At 58.7% G+C, this 15,330-nt stretch carries 14 protein-coding genes and 1 riboswitch; of the genes, 1 reads left to right on the forward strand and 13 read right to left on the reverse strand.

The genetic code is table 11. The annotated features are described in order from the left end of the window. Nucleotides 1–88: 88 nt before the first annotated feature. The 13 genes from K341_RS0108405 to K341_RS0108465 all read right to left on the reverse strand — a co-directional run bounded on the left by K341_RS0108405 (nucleotide 89) and on the right by K341_RS0108465 (nucleotide 14,361). Nucleotides 89–484 carry a biotin/lipoyl-containing protein gene (locus tag K341_RS0108405; protein WP_009350211.1) on the reverse strand — a complete coding sequence of 132 codons (396 nt, stop codon included), beginning with the start codon at nucleotides 482–484 and terminating at the stop codon, nucleotides 89–91. A gap of 51 nt (nucleotides 485–535) precedes the next feature. Further along, complete coding sequence (locus tag K341_RS12790; RefSeq protein ID WP_009350212.1) at nucleotides 536–673, reverse strand: hypothetical protein; 138 nt, start codon at nucleotides 671–673, stop codon at nucleotides 536–538. 18 nt (nucleotides 674–691) lie between these two features. Continuing rightward, a complete protein-coding gene (gene mmdA / locus K341_RS0108415; protein ID WP_026762492.1) occupies nucleotides 692–2,221 on the reverse strand; it encodes a methylmalonyl-CoA decarboxylase subunit alpha in 1,530 nt (509 codons plus the stop codon). A gap of 107 nt (nucleotides 2,222–2,328) precedes the next feature. After that, complete coding sequence (gene mce / locus K341_RS0108420) at nucleotides 2,329–2,745, reverse strand: methylmalonyl-CoA epimerase (protein ID WP_009350214.1); 417 nt, start codon at nucleotides 2,743–2,745, stop codon at nucleotides 2,329–2,331. Nucleotides 2,746–2,804: 59 nt separating this feature from the next. Beyond that, nucleotides 2,805–3,743, reverse strand: coding sequence for a methylmalonyl Co-A mutase-associated GTPase MeaB (gene meaB / locus K341_RS0108425; RefSeq protein WP_009350215.1), 939 nt, complete (start codon nucleotides 3,741–3,743; stop codon nucleotides 2,805–2,807). Between the two features lie 99 nt (nucleotides 3,744–3,842). Then, nucleotides 3,843–4,238, reverse strand: coding sequence for a cobalamin B12-binding domain-containing protein (locus K341_RS0108430; RefSeq protein ID WP_009350216.1), 396 nt, complete (start codon nucleotides 4,236–4,238; stop codon nucleotides 3,843–3,845). Nucleotides 4,239–4,275: 37 nt separating this feature from the next. Next, nucleotides 4,276–5,922 (reverse strand): acyl-CoA mutase large subunit family protein, encoded by a 1,647-nt coding sequence (locus K341_RS0108435; protein ID WP_009350217.1) that lies wholly within the window; start codon nucleotides 5,920–5,922, stop codon nucleotides 4,276–4,278. Nucleotides 5,923–5,998: 76 nt separating this feature from the next. Beyond that, entirely contained in the window at nucleotides 5,999–7,495 is a 1,497-nt protein-coding gene (scpC, locus tag K341_RS0108440) for a succinyl-CoA:acetate CoA-transferase ScpC (RefSeq protein WP_009350218.1), read from the reverse strand. Nucleotides 7,496–7,767: 272 nt separating this feature from the next. After that, the gene (locus K341_RS0108445; protein ID WP_026762493.1) at nucleotides 7,768–8,439 is read right to left on the reverse strand and encodes a redox-sensing transcriptional repressor Rex; all 672 of its coding nucleotides are present in this window, start codon (nucleotides 8,437–8,439) and stop codon (nucleotides 7,768–7,770) included. A gap of 2 nt (nucleotides 8,440–8,441) precedes the next feature. Next, nucleotides 8,442–9,788, reverse strand: a complete 1,347-nt coding sequence (locus K341_RS0108450; RefSeq protein ID WP_009350220.1) for an O-antigen ligase family protein — start codon at nucleotides 9,786–9,788, stop codon at nucleotides 8,442–8,444. 4 nt (nucleotides 9,789–9,792) lie between these two features. Continuing rightward, nucleotides 9,793–11,094 (reverse strand): bifunctional folylpolyglutamate synthase/dihydrofolate synthase, encoded by a 1,302-nt coding sequence (locus K341_RS0108455; RefSeq protein WP_009350222.1) that lies wholly within the window; start codon nucleotides 11,092–11,094, stop codon nucleotides 9,793–9,795. Nucleotides 11,095–11,103: 9 nt separating this feature from the next. Continuing rightward, the gene (locus tag K341_RS0108460; protein ID WP_009350223.1) at nucleotides 11,104–13,767 is read right to left on the reverse strand and encodes a valine--tRNA ligase; all 2,664 of its coding nucleotides are present in this window, start codon (nucleotides 13,765–13,767) and stop codon (nucleotides 11,104–11,106) included. 123 nt (nucleotides 13,768–13,890) lie between these two features. Then, complete coding sequence (locus K341_RS0108465) at nucleotides 13,891–14,361, reverse strand: NanQ anomerase/TabA/YiaL family protein (protein WP_009350224.1); 471 nt, start codon at nucleotides 14,359–14,361, stop codon at nucleotides 13,891–13,893. Nucleotides 14,362–14,618: 257 nt separating this feature from the next. Then, a riboswitch (cobalamin riboswitch) is annotated at nucleotides 14,619–14,801 on the forward strand. Nucleotides 14,802–14,929: 128 nt separating this feature from the next. Here K341_RS0108465 and K341_RS0108475 point away from each other — a divergent pair. After that, nucleotides 14,930–15,319 (forward strand): hypothetical protein, encoded by a 390-nt coding sequence (locus tag K341_RS0108475; protein ID WP_248676897.1) that lies wholly within the window; start codon nucleotides 14,930–14,932, stop codon nucleotides 15,317–15,319. Nucleotides 15,320–15,330: the final 11 nt, after the last annotated feature.

The raw sequence follows: 15,330 nt of genomic DNA on the forward strand, positions 1-15,330 counted from the left end.
AGAAAATCAGTGTTAAGGAATTATCCTTGCATAAAAAAACGGCCGCACAATGTGCAGCCGCCCTTTTATGCAATTTTATCGCGGTGAATTAGCCGACCGTGACGAGCGGGTCGCCCGCCTTGACCGACTGACCGGCACTGACGCTGATCGCGCTGACCGTGCCGTCGCTGACCGCAGGGATCTCGTTCTGCATCTTCATCGCCTCGAGGATGAGGAGTGTGTCGCCTGCCTTGACAGCCTGGCCGACCGAGACTTTCACGTCAATGATCTTGCCCGGCATCGGAGCTGCGATCGTGCCTGCGCCTGCGGGAGCCGCTGCCGGTGCCGGCGCTGCGGGTGCCGGAGCGGGCGCTGCCGCGGGAGCGGGAGCCGCCGCACGCGGTGCGGGAGCCGCTGCGCGCGGAGCTGCCGATGCGCCGCCGCGTACTTCTTCGACCTCTACGTCATAGGCGGTGCCGTTGACAGTGATGTTGAACTTTTTCATGTGTGATTCCTCCAACGTGTTTATTCCAAAGTCCCCGGTAGATGGGATTCCTTAGATACTGCTGCGATTTGCAATCGTCCAGATCTCTGCCGGCTTAATGCTGACAGCGACGACCTTGCTGCCCATCGCCGACTGAACGGCGGCGGTGATGGCGGCGATAATTTCCGGTGCAACGCTGCTGTTAGCCATGCTATCCCTCCTAAGGAATTAGAGCGGAATGTTGCCGTGCTTCTTCGTCGGGTTCGCCTCACGCTTGCTCGAGAGTGCGTTGAGCGCCGTGATGATGTACGGACGCGTCTCGCTCGGCGTGATGACCATATCGACGTAGCCGCGCTCTGCCGCCTTGTACGGCGTCGCAAATTCCTTGATATATTCTGCTGTGCGCGCTTCCTTATCCGGATCCTTACGGAAGATGATGTTGGCTGCGCCCGCAGGTCCCATAACGGCAATCTCGGACGTCGGCCATGCCATGACCTGATCCGCACCGAGCTCACGGTTGCACATTGCGATGTAGGAACCGCCGTATGCCTTGCGCGTGATGACCGTCACCTTGGGCACGGTTGCTTCGCTGTATGCGTAGAGCATCTTTGCGCCGTGACGGATGATGCCGTTGTACTCCTGGTTGACACCCGGGAGGAAGCCCGGAACATCGACGAGGTTGACGAGCGGAATATTGAACGCATCGCAGAAGCGGATGAAGCGCGAGGACTTGCAGGAAGCGTCAACGTCAAGGCAGCCTGCCATGACATTCGGCTCGTTCGCGATGATGCCAACCGCGCGGCCGTCGAAACGTGCGAAGCAGCAGATGATGTTCTTTGCATAGTGCTCGTGCACTTCGTAGAACTCGCCGTTGTCGACGATGCTGCGGATGACGTCCTTCATGTCATACGGTGCGTTCGGGTTGTCCGGCACAACGGAGTTGAGCGACTCGTCCTGACGATCCGGATCATCGCCCGTATCGACGCGCGGGGTCTCTTCCATGTTGTTGCTCGGGAGGAAGGAGAGGAGATAGCGGATCTGCTCGATGCAGTCCTCATCGTTCTCCGTTGCGAAATGCGCAACACCGGAGCGGCTGTTGTGCGTCATCGCACCGCCGAGTTCCTCTGCCGTAACCTCTTCCGCCGTGACGGATTTGATAACCGCAGGGCCCGTGATGAACATCTGGCTCGTGTTCTTCACCATGTAGATGAAATCCGTGAGTGCCGGGCTGTAAACGGCGCCGCCCGCGCAAGGTCCCATGATAACGGAGATCTGCGGGATCACGCCCGAAGCCTTCGTGTTGCGGTAGAAGATGCCGCCGTAGCCGGAGAGTGCGTCGACCGCCTCCTGGATACGCGCGCCGCCGGAATCGTTGATGCCGACGCACGGTGCGCCCATCTTCATCGCGAGATCCATGACCTTCCAAATCTTGTGGGCGTGTTTCTCACCGAGCGAGCCGCCCTCGACGGTGAAGTCCTGTGCGAACGCATAGACGAGACGACCGTTGACCGTGCCGTAGCCCGTAACGACGCCCTCGCCGGGCAGTTCCTTCTCCTCCTGCCCGAAGTTCGTGCAGCGATGCTTCACGAACAGATCGAGCTCGACGAAGCTGCTCTCGTCAAAGAGCAGGTTGAGACGCTCGCGCGCCGTCAGCTTCCCTTTGGCGTGCTGCTTCTCGATGCTCTTTGCGCCGCCGCCCTGCATGACATGCTCTTTTTTCTTGAGCATCTCATCAATTTTTTCCTGGACTGTGGACATCATATCCCTCCTGATGTTTATATGTGGAATCTACGGCAGTGCGGCGGGGATGAGTCGCGCTCTGCCGGGGAATCGCCCAATGAAATGATATGCGTAGAAGAGCCGCCTCAGCGATCCTCATGCTCGCAGATCTCAAGGAGAACGCCCTTCGTCGCTTTCGGATGAAGGAACGCAATCTTTGCGCCGCCCGCACCGATGCGCGGCTTCTCGTCGATCATGCGGACGCCCTTTGCCATGAGGTCGGCAATTGCGTTCTCGATATTGTCGACACGCAGAGCGACATGCTGGATGCCCTCGCCGCTGCGCTCGATGTACTTCGTGATCGGGCTGTCCGGCGCCGTGCCGATCAGGAGCTCAATTTCGCTGCCGTTCGGGGTCGGATGGAACGTCGTCGTGACTTTCTGCTCGGCGACCGTCTCCTGATTCGTGCAGGGGATGCCGATGACATCCGACCAGAACGATTTGCCCTCTTCGAGGTCTTTCACTGCGACACCGATGTGATCGATTCCCAAAACCTTGAACATTGTTAATCCTCCTCATCAAGGAAATGCCCGCGCAGAGTGATCCGGCGCTCGGTATTTCCCTATGACAACATTTCGGCCATGACCTCGCCCACTACGGTGTAGGGGTCTGTCTCATGTGCCTTGATCTGCGCCACATACGCGTCGAGCCGTCCGGTACTGACGATTCGTTTTTCGATATGGCGCCCCACCCCCGCATGGAGGATGTCGAGCATCTCGTCGCGTGTACGGCGTGTCCGCCGTTCCGTGAGGACGCCGTTTCCTTCGATATGGGCGCGGTGTTCTTCGAGCGTGTCCACCAGATCCTCGATTCCTTCGCTGCGGTTGGCAACGACTTTGCGGATCGGCGGCCGCCAGTCTGACATATGATCGTCAAGATCCAGCATCATATTGATTTCGCGGACGAGTTTATCCGCACCGTCAAGATCGGACTTGTTGACGGCGAACACATCGCCGATCTCCAAGATGCCCGCCTTAATGGCCTGAATATCGTCGCCCATACCGGGGATCAAAACGACCATGGTAGTGTCCGCCGCCCGCACAATGTCCACCTCGGACTGCCCGACACCGACGGTCTCGACAAAGATGATATCTTTGCCGAACGCATCCATGACCTTTACCGCGTCAGCAGTCTTGTGCGAAAGCCCGCCAAGGCTGCCGCGCGTTCCCATACTGCGGATAAATACGCCCTCGTCGAGCGTCAGGTCGTTCATACGGATGCGGTCGCCCAAGATGGCGCCGCCGGAAAAGGGGCTTGTGGGGTCGACGGCGATGATGCCGACAGTTTTCCCGCGTTTGCGGTATTCCTTGGCAATCTTATCCGTCATGGTGCTTTTCCCAGCACCGGGGGGTCCCGTAATGCCGAGGACATAGGCGTGTCCCGTGTGTGGATAAAGAGCCTTCATGATGTCCGTCGCGCTCTCGCGCTCGTTCTCAATCGCCGTAATGGCGCGTGAGAGGGCAAGGCGATTGCCGCGCAGCACTTCGGCGGCGATATCCATATTACCCGCCTCCTTCGCGTCGCTGCTTCCATCAAAACATGTCAGGTGGATGGCAGTGAAGAGATTCCGCTGCCATCCACCTTTCTAAAAATGCGTTTGTTACGCTTTTACATGTGCCTTGATGAAGTCAACAATCGCGCTGGTCGGCGTTCCGGGTGTAAAGACTTCTGCGACGCCCGCCTGTTTGAGTGCGGGGATATCGCCCTCGGGAATCACTCCGCCGCCGATGATCAGGACATCCTTCATTCCCTTGGAGCGGACGAGATCCACAACCTTCGGGAAGAGATGCGGGTGCGCTCCAGAGAGGATGCTCATCGCGATGACGTTGACGTCTTCCTGCAGAGCTGCTTCTGCGATCTCCTCGGGCGTCTGACGAAGCCCCGTGTAGACGACTTCGAATCCGGCGTCGCGCAGTGCGCGTGCAACGACCTTCGCGCCGCGGTCATGCCCATCAAGACCGGGTTTCGCAACGAGTACTCTGATTTTCTCTGCCATTTTTATATTCCTCCTGAACCTTGCATTCACCAATTCATTACAGGTTGACGTGTGCTTCGTATTCGCCGAAGACTTCGCGCATCACGCCGCAGATCTCGCCGAGCGTTGCGTAGGTCTTGACCGCTGCGAGAATATGCGGCATGAGGTTCTCGTCCTCGTCCGCACAGGCGTTCTTCAGATCCGCCAGAGCAGCCTGAACGGCGGCGTTGTCACGCTTTGCCTTCATAGCCTCAACCTTGGCCTTCTGTTTCTCGCCGACAGAAGCGTCAACCTTGAGCAGGTTCTTCGGAGCTTCCTCTTCCACCTGGAATTTGTTGACACCGACGATGACGCGCGCGCCGGACTCAACATCCATCTGCCACTTGTAAGCGCTGTCCTGAATTTCCTTCTGGATATAGCCCTTCTCGATCGCCGCAACAGCGCCGCCGATATCATCAATCTTCTTGATGTATTCCCATGCCTCCGCCTCAATGCGGTTCGTCATGGCCTCTACATAATAGGAGCCTGCGAGCGGATCGATGACGTCGGCAAGTCCGCTCTCATACGCAACGATCTGCTGCGTGCGGAGTGCGACCATAACCGATTCCTCCGTCGGAAGCGCGAGCGCTTCGTCGCGGGAGTTCGTGTGCAGCGACTGCGTGCCGCCCATAACCGCGGCTGCGGTCTGGAGCGCAACGCGGACGATGTTGTTGTTTGGCTGCTGCGCGGTCAGCATGGAGCCGGCCGTCTGTGTATGAACGCGGAGCATCATGGACTTAGGTTTCTGCGCGTGGAAACGCTCTTTCATGACCTTCGCCCAGACGCGGCGGGAGGCACGGAACTTCGCAACTTCTTCGAGCACATTGTTGTGCGCATTCCAGAAGAAGGAGAGACGTCCCGCAAAGTCGTCGACGCTGAGACCTGCCTTGATGGCGGCTTCAACATAGGCGATGCCGTCCGCAATGGTGAATGCAATTTCCTGCGACGCGGTGGAACCCGCCTCGCGGATGTGATAGCCGGAGATGGAAATGGTGTTCCAGTTCGGCACGTTCTTGGAGCAATATTCGAAAATGTTCGTGATGAGACGCATGGACGGACGCGGCGGGAAAATATAGGTACCGCGTGCCGCGTATTCTTTCAGAATATCGTTCTGAATGGTCCCTTTGAGTTTGTCCGCGGAGACGCCCTGCTTCTCTGCCACAGCGATATACATCGCGAGCAGAACGGAAGCCGGTGCGTTGATCGTCATGGACGTGGAGACTTTGCCGAGGTCGATCTGATCGAAGAGGATCTCCATATCGGCAAGCGAATCGATCGCAACGCCGACCTTTCCGACCTCGCCCTCAGCGATGGTATCCGTGGAATCGTAGCCGATCTGCGTCGGGAGATCAAACGCGCAGGAAAGCCCCGTCGCACCGCTTTCGATGAGGTAGCGATAGCGCTTGTTGGATTCCTCCGCTGTGGAGAAGCCCGCGTACATACGCATGGTCCAGAAGCGCCCGCGGTACATCGTCGGCTGAACGCCACGGGTATAGGGATAAACGCCGGGGAAACTGAGATCCTCCGCGTAGTCCGTCTCCTTGATGTCGAGCGGGGTGTAAAGCCCCTGCGCCGGAATGTTCGGGCGCGCGGGGAACTTTGCGGTTGCCTTCTCTACGTTGGCATTGTACTGGTCAAGCTCCGCCTGGATTTTCTCATTGCTCATTTGGATTTTTTCCTCCTATGCTCTTTTCAGTTTTTGCGCTTTGTGCGCTAAAGTGCTTTTTGCACTTTTTATCTTTTTATTTCTGCATCGACCCCGTTGTTACGAAGCGCTGATGGAAGGAAAGCGCCTCATCGAGCAGATGCGGTGTCTGTGCGCCCTTGGTTGCCGCAAGCGCACGGTTGTAGTAATCGAGCAGAATCGGACGATAGTCCGGATGTGCACAGTTGTTGATGATCTCGAGTGCACGCTGCCGCGGGGATTTGCCGCGCAGATCCGCAACGCCCTGCTCCGTGATGACGACGTCAACGTCGTGTGCGCCGTGGTCAATGTGTGCGCAGAACGGAACAATGGACGAGATCTTGCCGCCCTTTGCCTCGGACGTCGTGTAAAAGATCGTGAGGTAGGCGTTGCGCGCGAAATCGCCGCTGCCGCCGATGCCGTTCATCATCTTCGTGCCCGTGACATGGGTGGAATTGACGTTGCCGTAGATATCGACTTCGATCGCGGTGTTCATCGCGATGACGCCGAGACGACGGACAACCTCGGGGTTGTTCGAGATCTCCTGCGGACGGAGCATCATGATCTTCTTGTACTTGTCGATGTCCTTGTAGAAGCGCTGCAGCCCTTCCGGAGAGGGAGAGAACGCCGTGCCGGATGCAAACTTCAGCTTGCCGGCATCCGCAAGGTCGAACATGCCGTCCTGAATGACCTCGGTATAGACCTCAAGATCCGTGAAGTCAGAGTTGACAAAGCCTGCGATAACGGCGTTTGCCACGTTGCCGACGCCCGACTGGAGCGGGAGAAGTCCCTTGGGCATACGACCTGCCGCGATCTCCTTCTTGAGAAGCTCGACCGTGAACGCCCCCATCTTGCGCGAGGCATCGTCGAGCGGTGCGAGCGCACGCGTCTTGTCGGTGATGTCACAGGGGACGATGTACTTGATCTTCTCGAGCGGGCACGGAATGAAGTTCGTGCCGATACGGTCGCCCGCCTTCGTGATGGGAATCGGCAGACGGTTCGGAGGATCGAGCGGGATATAGATGTCGTGCATTCCGACCAGCTCCATGGGCTGGCTGGTGTTGACTTCGACGATGACCACATCCGCGGTCTGCACATAGGACGGGGTGTTGCCGACCGAGGTCGAGGGGATGATGCCCTCCTCGGTGATCGCAACCGCCTCAATGAGCGCGACGTCGATCTTGCCCAGGAAGCCCTCGCGGCTCTGCTGCGCGACTTCCGAAAGGTGCATATCGATGTAGTTCACTGCTCCCGAATTGATCTGATTGCGCAGCGGCGTGTTCGTCTGATAGGGCAGACGCTGCTCAATGCCGTTTGCCTCGGCGAGCGCGCCGTCCAGCTCGGGACCTGTGGATGCGCCTGTCCAAAGATTGACCTTGAACGGGCTCTTCTTCATCCGCTCCGCGATGGCGAGGGGCACTGCCTTCGGATAGCCGGACGGCGTAAAGCCGCTCGCACCGATGGTCATGCCGTCCTTAAAATACTCGGCAGCTACTTCCGCACTCACGATTTTGTCCGCAAGGGACTTAGGTACGCGATCGGAAATATCGATCATAGAAAAACCTCCCTCTTGCTACACCGACCAGTTCTCTTGGCGGCTGCTCTTCTGATACATCTATGGCACCGCGCCTGAACACTCGTAATCCATCCAAAACATGAGGTAAAAACCTCCGTGGAGAGTAGATGTAAACGCTTTGAATAGTTACGAGTTATCATAGCTGCATATGCCAATTATATCTGTCCCTTAGAATATCACGAAAAAAAATTACCGTCAAGATTGTATTGACGGCATTTTCTGTGATTTGTGAAAAAAAGTGCACGCAAGCGCTATTCTATATTATTTTTCTCTGACAATTCTTCATCTTCAAACGCGATATGTGTGAGCGAATAAGACAGACTGCTGAGTCCGACGGACAGATCCTCACTGATCAGCGGAATGTTTTCCGGCACAGCGAGCTTCACGGGAGCGAAGTTCCAAATCCCCCGTATCCCCGCTCCTACCAGTCTGTCGGCAACTTCCTGTGCATGCGCGGCAGGCACGGCGATGACGCCGATCTGAACGCCGCGTTCGGCGACGATCTCGGGGAGGTACGCAATGTCCTCGACACGCCGCTCGCCGAGCCGCGTACCGATGACGACGGGATTCACGTCAAAGAGTGCGGCGATGCGAAAACCAAGGCGCGTGATCCCCTGATAGTTCGCAAGTGCAACGCCGAGATGTCCCATGCCGACGATGGCAATATTAAACCGCTGGTCAAGCCCCAGAATCCCGCCGATATTTTCCTTGAGTTCAGCGACGTAATACCCAACGCCTTTTTTTCCGAACTGACCAAAGACCGCAAGGTCTTTGCGAATCTGTTCGGGATTGACGGAGGTACGCCTGCCGATCTCCTCGGAGGAGGTAATCTCCACCCCCTCATCCGCAAGCAGACGCAGGCAGCGGTAGTACCGTGGAAGCCTGTCCACCGTTGCCTTCGAGATTGAACTGTTTTCCTGCATACTCATCCTTCCTTCCGTTCCCCCGCGATCGCGTGCACCGCCGCCGTCATTGCGGCAAGCATCCACAGCAGCATGGAGGACGGAATGTTAAACAACAGGTGATCGGTGAGCCCGTTAAGAGCGACGGAGCAAAATGCAAGCCCCAGGCCGAGGCTAAGCCCGTCAATAAATTTATCACAGCGCCACGCCTCGAGCCCCGCACGCACGTCGGCGAGCGTTTTCCACGCCCGCTCATGCACGGCGAGCTGCGCTTCCCACGGCGGCGTATCGCGCTTTGTGCGCAGAGCAAGCACGAGCGTCCCGAAAAAGAACCACAGGAACGCGAGCGCCCCGGGGATGCCGATCTCTGCGGCGTAGTTCAGATACATATTGTGCGCGTGTACGATCTGCACGGGCGCGCCCTGCAAGTAAAAATCGTAATCGGGATAGACCATGAAGTACATCCCCCACCCGATGCCGAGAAAGGGATGGTCTAAAATCATCGCGACAGTGCTCTCCCAGAACGCGAGACGCATCTCCGAAGAGGTATCAATGCGCGTAAATACCGAGAGCAGCCGATCCGTCAGCACAGGGTCAAAGGCAAGAACAAGCCCGCAAATCACCGCAATTCCCGCGAGGATGCGCAAATCACGCAAGATGCCATAGCCTGCAAGCACCGCGGCAATGACAAGGCACGCGCCGCGCGCATAGGTCATGCCAAGGCACGCGAGTGCTGCGATGAGAAGGACAATTGCAAGGATGCGCAGCCAACGCTGAAGCCCGGTCATGAGACCAACCGCGATACAGGCAACGATGTCGAGATAGCCCGCGAGGATATTCGGATTTTCCCATGTGGAAAAAACCCGTTTCGACAGCTCCGGGAAGGACTCGCCGTCCACCCATTTCATCGCGGAGATATCAATGCCGAAAATGAACTGATAGAATCCGTAAAGGATGACAATCCCTGCGGCAATTGCCATGACGAGCACCGTACGCCGCAGCGACGCCGTGTCGCGCAGCGTTTGCCCTGCGAGGAGGTAGGTCAGCGCATAGACCGGGACAAGGTGATAAAAGTTGTAGAAACTGAACGCCTTATCCGGTGCAGCGGCGACGGATGCCAATGCGATGACGACAAAGAGAAGCGCGGGCGCATCGTACGGCAGCCGCCGCAGCCGGAACTCCGGATCGATGCGCAGCCGAAGCGCAAGTGCCCCGCATCCGACGAGCAGGACTGCCATCGCAGCGAGCGGTACGAGAGGGATGAGGAAAGCCTCCGCGAGCACTGCATAACGCATGACGGCGCCCATGCGTGCCCCCCATCGGCGACGCCGCCGGAAGCGGCGGCGCTGCTTGACGTAATCCTCCGCCATCCGCTCACCTCCCCGCTGCGCGCAGGAGTTTGCGCACGCCGCCGACAAGATAGAGCGACCCACAAGCGACGAGCAGTGCATCGCCGTGTGCGCGCCGCTCCGCCTCAACGAGCGCCGTCTCCACATCACCGCAGGCAACGGTGTCGAGTCCCATCGCGGCGGCGACGGCAGCGACGACATCCGCTCCCGCCGCACGCTCGGAGTTTGGCCGTACCGTGACGACCACATCCCCGGGACGCAGGAGCGTACTGAGCATCGTGTCGATGTCCTTGTCCTTGAGGATGCCAAGCACAAAGACACGCTGCTCCTTCGGGAAATAACGGTCAAGACTCGCCCGCAGCGCCGCCATGCCCGCCGGATTATGCGCGCCGTCCACAACGGCGTCCCCCGCCGCCCATGATCGAATCTCAAAGCGCGCGGGATGCCGCACATGTGCCAGCGCCGTCCGCAGCGCCTCTTCCGTAATGCGCGCATCATCGCGCTCGAGGAGCTTTGCCGCCATGATGACGAGGGCGGCATTCTCCGCCTGATAGGTTCCTGCAAGTGAGAGCTCAAACGGCGCAGGCTCACGGCAGACAAGCGAATGAAACGCAACGCGCTGCCCTCCGCCCGCCGGGAAAATCATATCGGCAGAAAAGTCCTCGCCATAGACAAAGACGTCCGCCGTCATCTCCTCCGCACGCGCTTGGATGATCTCAAGAGGCTTGCCCGACGCCGCCGTGATCACAGGCACGCCCTCCTTGATAATGCCCGCTTTGTGCTCGGCGATGCCCGCGAGCGTACCGCCGCAGCGGTCGGCGTGATCCATGGCGACATTTGTAATGATGGTCAGCATCGGCTCTATGACATTTGTCGAATCGAGCAGACCGCCGAGCCCCGTCTCAATGACGGCGATCTCCACCTTCTCCTCGGCAAAATAGAGGAACGCGAGCGCCGTCAGCGCCTCGAACTGCGTCGGGTGCTCATGTCCCTCCGCGGTCATCTCGTCCGCCGCCGCACGCACGCGCGTTAAGAGCGCGGCAAACCGCTCCTCGGAGATGTCCTCTCCGCCGACGCTCATGCGCTCCGTATAGGAAATGAGATGCGGCGACATATAACGTCCGCAGCGAATCCCTGCGGCGCGGTACACGGCATCCATCATCTGTGTCACGGAGCCCTTGCCATTCGTTCCCGCGATGTGGATGCTCCGGTACGCACGCTCGGGATGCCCCAGCCGCGCGCAGAGTTCCTCCATGCGCGACAGCCCCAAACGGATGCCGAACGTATTCAGTTCGTCCAGATATGCCAGTGACTCTTGATAGTCCATCGGCGTACCTCAGAGCTTTACGAGATCCGCAAGGCGAGTTCTGAGGAGCGTGATTTTCTCCTCATAGCCCGCGAGTTTCTCGCGCTCCGCCGCAACGACCTGTGCGGGCGCTTTGGAGGTAAAGCCCGCGTTGGCGAGCTTGCCCGACAAGCGCGCGATCTCCTTTTCGAGATTCGTCTGCTCCTTTTCAAGGCGCGCGCGCTCCTTCGGGACGTCAATCAACCCCGCGAGCGGCAGATAGACCGCCGCGCCCGCGAGTGCCCCCGTCACCGCATTCTCCGGATCGGATGCGTCCGCCGCGAGGAACGTCACGGACGAAGCGGAGGCAAGTGCGAAGAAATAGTCCTCGTGCGCCGCAAAGACCTCCCGCAGCGCCCCGTCCGTCACGCGCAGGATGAGCTCGCTCTTCTTGCCCGGGGGCGTGCTGAGCTCGGCGCGCAGGTTGCGCACGGTCTTAATGACCTCCATGACGGCGGTCATATCGCGCTCCGCCGCCGCATCGAGGTCGCTCTCATGCCCCGCCGGCCAGTGTGCCGTCATGATGCTCTCGCCCTCATGCGGCAGCTTTTGCCAAATCTCCTCCGTGAGGAACGGCATGAAGGGATGCAGGAGACGCAGCGTCCGCTCGAGCACGGTGCGCAGCACATAGAGCGCCGTATTCTTCGCGCGGACATTCTCTTTATCGTAGAGCCGCGCCTTCGTCAGCTCGATGTACCAATCGCAGAACTCGCTCCAGAGGAACTCATAGATCGTGCGCCCCGCCTCGCCGAGCTCGTATTTCTCGAGGTTCGCCGTCACGTCGCGCGCCGTCACCGCACAGCGCGAGAGAATCCAGCGGTCGGCGAGCGTATAGTCCTCCGCCGCGGGGACGAAGGAGGTGTCCGCCCCCTCGAAATTCATCAGCATGTAGCGCGATGCGTTCCATATCTTATTGGCAAAATTACGCGCCGCCTCGACGCGCTCCCAGTAAAAACGCATATCGTTGCCCGGCGTATTGCCTGTGATGAGCATGAACCGGAGCGTGTCCGCGCCGTATTTCTCAATGACCTCGACGGGATCGATGCCGTTGCCAAGGGACTTTGACATCTTGCGTCCCTCGCTGTCGCGCACGAGCCCGTGGATGAATACGTCGCGGAACGGCACGTCGCCGCCGAAGCGCAGCCCCATCATGACCATGCGCGCCACCCAGAAGAAGATGATGTCGTAGCCCGTGACGAGCGCCGCCGTCGGGTAAAAATGACGCAGATCCTTCGTATCGTCCGGCCATCCCATCGTCTCAAACGGCCAAAGCCCCGAGCTGAACCATGTGTCGAGGACGTCCTCGTCCTGCCGGATCTTCGTCGAGCCGCAGTGCGCGCACGCCGTCAAATCCTCACGCGAAACGCTCGTCTCGCCGCAGTCGTCGCAGTGCCACGCGGGGATGCGGTGTCCCCACCAAAGCTGACGCGAGATGCACCAGTCGCGGATATTCTCGAGCCAGTTTTCATAAATCTTCGTAAAGCGATCGGGCACAAAGCGGATACGCCCGTCCCGCACCGCCGCGATCGCGGGCTCTGCAAGTTCCTCCATGCGGACGAACCACTGCTTTGAGACGAGCGGCTCGATCGTCGTGCCGCAGCGTGAGCAGTGTCCGACCGCGTGCTCATGTCCCTCGGTCGAAACAAGTGCGCCGATCTCCTCGAGCTCCTTCACGAGCGCCTTGCGGCAGGCATAGCGATCCATGCCCTCATAATGCCCCGCGCCCGCGGTCATCTTCCCTTCCGTATCGATGACGATGATCTGCGCCAGATTGTGCCGCAGTCCCATCTCAAAGTCGTTCGGGTCGTGCGCCGGCGTCACCTTGACCGCGCCCGTCCCAAATGCGGGATCGACATAGGCGTCGGCAAAGAGCGGGATGCGCCGTCCCACGACGGGCAGAATCAGCGTTTTCCCGACGAGATGTTTGTACCGTTCATCGTCCGGGTGTACCGCGACGCCCGTATCGCCGAACATCGTCTCGGGGCGCGTGGTTGCGATCTCGACGTACTCGTCCGTCCCCTCGATCGCATAGCGCAGATGCCAGAGATGCCCCTCTTCCGTCTCGTGGTTCACCTCGATGTCGGAGATCGCCGTCGTGCAGGACGGGCACCAGTTCGTGATGCGCGTGCCTTGATAGATGAGCCCCTGCTCGTAGAGACTGACGAACGCCTCGCGCACCGCACGCGAACATCCCCCGTCCATCGTGAACCGCTCGCGCGCCCAGTCACAGGACGAACCGAGCATCCGCAGCTGATACATGATGCGGTCGCCGTACTGCTCCTTCCACGCCCACACGCGCTCGAGGAACTTCTCGCGCCCGAGGTCGAACCGCGTCGTCCCCTCCGCGCGCAGCGACTCCTCGACCTTTGCCTGCGTCGCGATGCCCGCATGGTCGCAGCCCGGCACCCAGATGACGTTCTTCCCGCGCATCCGCTGATACCGCACGAGGATATCCTGCAGAGTATTGTCGAGTGCATGCCCCATGTGGAGCTGTCCCGTCACATTCGGCGGCGGGATGACGACGCTGTACGGTTCGCGGCTCTCGTCCGCCTCTTGATGAAAAAATCCGTGATCTTCCCAATACGCATACCATTTCCGCTCAAAGGAAGCGGGATCGTAGTTCTTCGGAATATTGGCGCCCTGCTCTTCTGACATCTATTTCGTTCCTCCCGAAAAAAGCGCCCCGTCCCGAGGGGGACGAGGGCGCCCGCACATCGTCGTTTATTTTGGTATGAAATACTACGTAAGAGTAGCACAAAACAATATTTTTTGCAAGGATCACGACGTCATGAGAGACGAATGAACCTTAACGACCGCCTTGCGGATCTCCATCGGCTCGCCTGCTGCGACCGTCGGGCGGTGGATTTCCCCCGGCGCAAAGATCGTCACCGTCCCCGGCACGGCGTCGATATACTCCGGATCGGGCGTCCCGCGGTAAAAGATCAGATCGCGCTCGGGGATGCGCGCCGCGACCTCTCCCTCTGTGCCCTGCGGCGCATAGTGCAGCCGCTCCGCTCCGCGCGCGAGGTACTGCACATCGTAGTACTGCTCGTGCGCCTCCGCACGCTGATCGCCGTACCGCCGCGTCACCGCGTCGAACACATCCGCGTACATATCCTCGCCTGCAATCTCCACGCGCCCCGTCTGCATATTTGCAATATCGCGCAGATGCAGCACCTGCAGCGCCTTTTGAATCGGCGCCGGCAGCGACTTATCCTTCACCATTTCCTTTAGTTGTCCGGTTTGCATATGTTAATCCTCCTTAATTAATCTCTATATTACGACCGCCGCAGCAGCTTTCCGCATACTGCCAAACCATATTCGTAGAAACACCATGTCAAGTGCCTCTTAAACTTCATTCTAGCGAATCACACGCTTTCATGCAAGATAAAATCATCCGCTATAAACATTCGATATTTTTGCATATTCTTTTTTTCTGTTCCACCCGAATCCATCTTGACAAATTCCATTCCCCTATAATAGAATAAACACGCCCTATAAAATTATAAATCTATATTGGAGCAGGTGTCCTTTGGACTTAATAGGGAATTCGGTGTGAAGCCGAAGCGGTCCCGCCACCGTAAGGAAGAGCAATGCTGTATGATGTCACTGGGGAGATCGTCTCCTTGGGAAGGCGCAGCTGCGCGATGATTCCGAGCCGGGAGAACTGCCTGTTTGACGCTCACCGCCTGACCCACGAGCGATGGGGAGGAGAGCCGCGCCCACAGCGGCGGTATGACGGCATTTTCCTGCGTGGAGAACGCCGTTTTTTTGTGAGATTTTTCCAAAAGGGGGTGAGGAAATGCGTTTATACAGGATGTTGTTCTTTGCTCTTCTGCTTGTCCTGTGCACAGGCGGCAGAGGAATGGCGGCAGAGGTCTCCGGCGATCCGATGATGCTCGAATGGACGACGACAAAGGTGTGGCTGTCCGGGGGAGACCTCTGCGTATCAGGTACCTTCGAGAATCGCCGCGACGACATCACCGTCACGGCGCTGAACGACTTCACCATGCAGATCACATTCACGCGCGCCGACGGCACAACCTACCAATTCATCGGCACACCAAAGCGTCTGCCCATGTGCAAAGTCCCTGCGGGTGAGACAAAGCGTCTGACACTGAACTTCGGTTCGTTCGAGGGTCAGTGGAAAACATGGGTCACAGAACAAAACTACGAATTCTCTTACATCAACGGAGCGCGGTGGTAATCCGCAGACCC

The sequence above is a fragment of the Centipeda artemidis DSM 19719 genome, from assembly GCF_000426665.1.
Classification (GTDB): domain Bacteria; phylum Bacillota; class Negativicutes; order Selenomonadales; family Selenomonadaceae; genus Centipeda; species Centipeda artemidis.

Excerpts from the sequence above, each read along its gene's own strand:
- mce (WP_009350214.1), bottom strand. The coding sequence starts at position 2,745 with ATGTTCAAGGTTTTGGGAATCGATCACATCGGTGTCGCAGTGAAAGAC.
- K341_RS0108475 (WP_248676897.1), top strand. The coding sequence starts at position 14,930 with ATGTTGTTCTTTGCTCTTCTGCTTGTCCTGTGCACAGGCGGCAGAGGA.
- K341_RS0108405 (WP_009350211.1), bottom strand. The coding sequence starts at position 484 with ATGAAAAAGTTCAACATCACTGTCAACGGCACCGCCTATGACGTAGAG.
- K341_RS0108450 (WP_009350220.1), bottom strand. The coding sequence starts at position 9,788 with ATGGCGGAGGATTACGTCAAGCAGCGCCGCCGCTTCCGGCGGCGTCGC.
- mmdA (WP_026762492.1), bottom strand. The coding sequence starts at position 2,221 with ATGTCCACAGTCCAGGAAAAAATTGATGAGATGCTCAAGAAAAAAGAG.
- K341_RS0108445 (WP_026762493.1), bottom strand. The coding sequence starts at position 8,439 with ATGCAGGAAAACAGTTCAATCTCGAAGGCAACGGTGGACAGGCTTCCA.
- K341_RS0108465 (WP_009350224.1), bottom strand. The coding sequence starts at position 14,361 with ATGCAAACCGGACAACTAAAGGAAATGGTGAAGGATAAGTCGCTGCCG.
- K341_RS0108430 (WP_009350216.1), bottom strand. The coding sequence starts at position 4,238 with ATGGCAGAGAAAATCAGAGTACTCGTTGCGAAACCCGGTCTTGATGGG.
- K341_RS0108460 (WP_009350223.1), bottom strand. The coding sequence starts at position 13,767 with ATGTCAGAAGAGCAGGGCGCCAATATTCCGAAGAACTACGATCCCGCT.
- K341_RS12790 (WP_009350212.1), bottom strand. The coding sequence starts at position 673 with ATGGCTAACAGCAGCGTTGCACCGGAAATTATCGCCGCCATCACCGCC.
- K341_RS0108435 (WP_009350217.1), bottom strand. The coding sequence starts at position 5,922 with ATGAGCAATGAGAAAATCCAGGCGGAGCTTGACCAGTACAATGCCAAC.
- scpC (WP_009350218.1), bottom strand. The coding sequence starts at position 7,495 with ATGATCGATATTTCCGATCGCGTACCTAAGTCCCTTGCGGACAAAATC.
- K341_RS0108455 (WP_009350222.1), bottom strand. The coding sequence starts at position 11,094 with ATGGACTATCAAGAGTCACTGGCATATCTGGACGAACTGAATACGTTC.
- meaB (WP_009350215.1), bottom strand. The coding sequence starts at position 3,743 with ATGGATATCGCCGCCGAAGTGCTGCGCGGCAATCGCCTTGCCCTCTCA.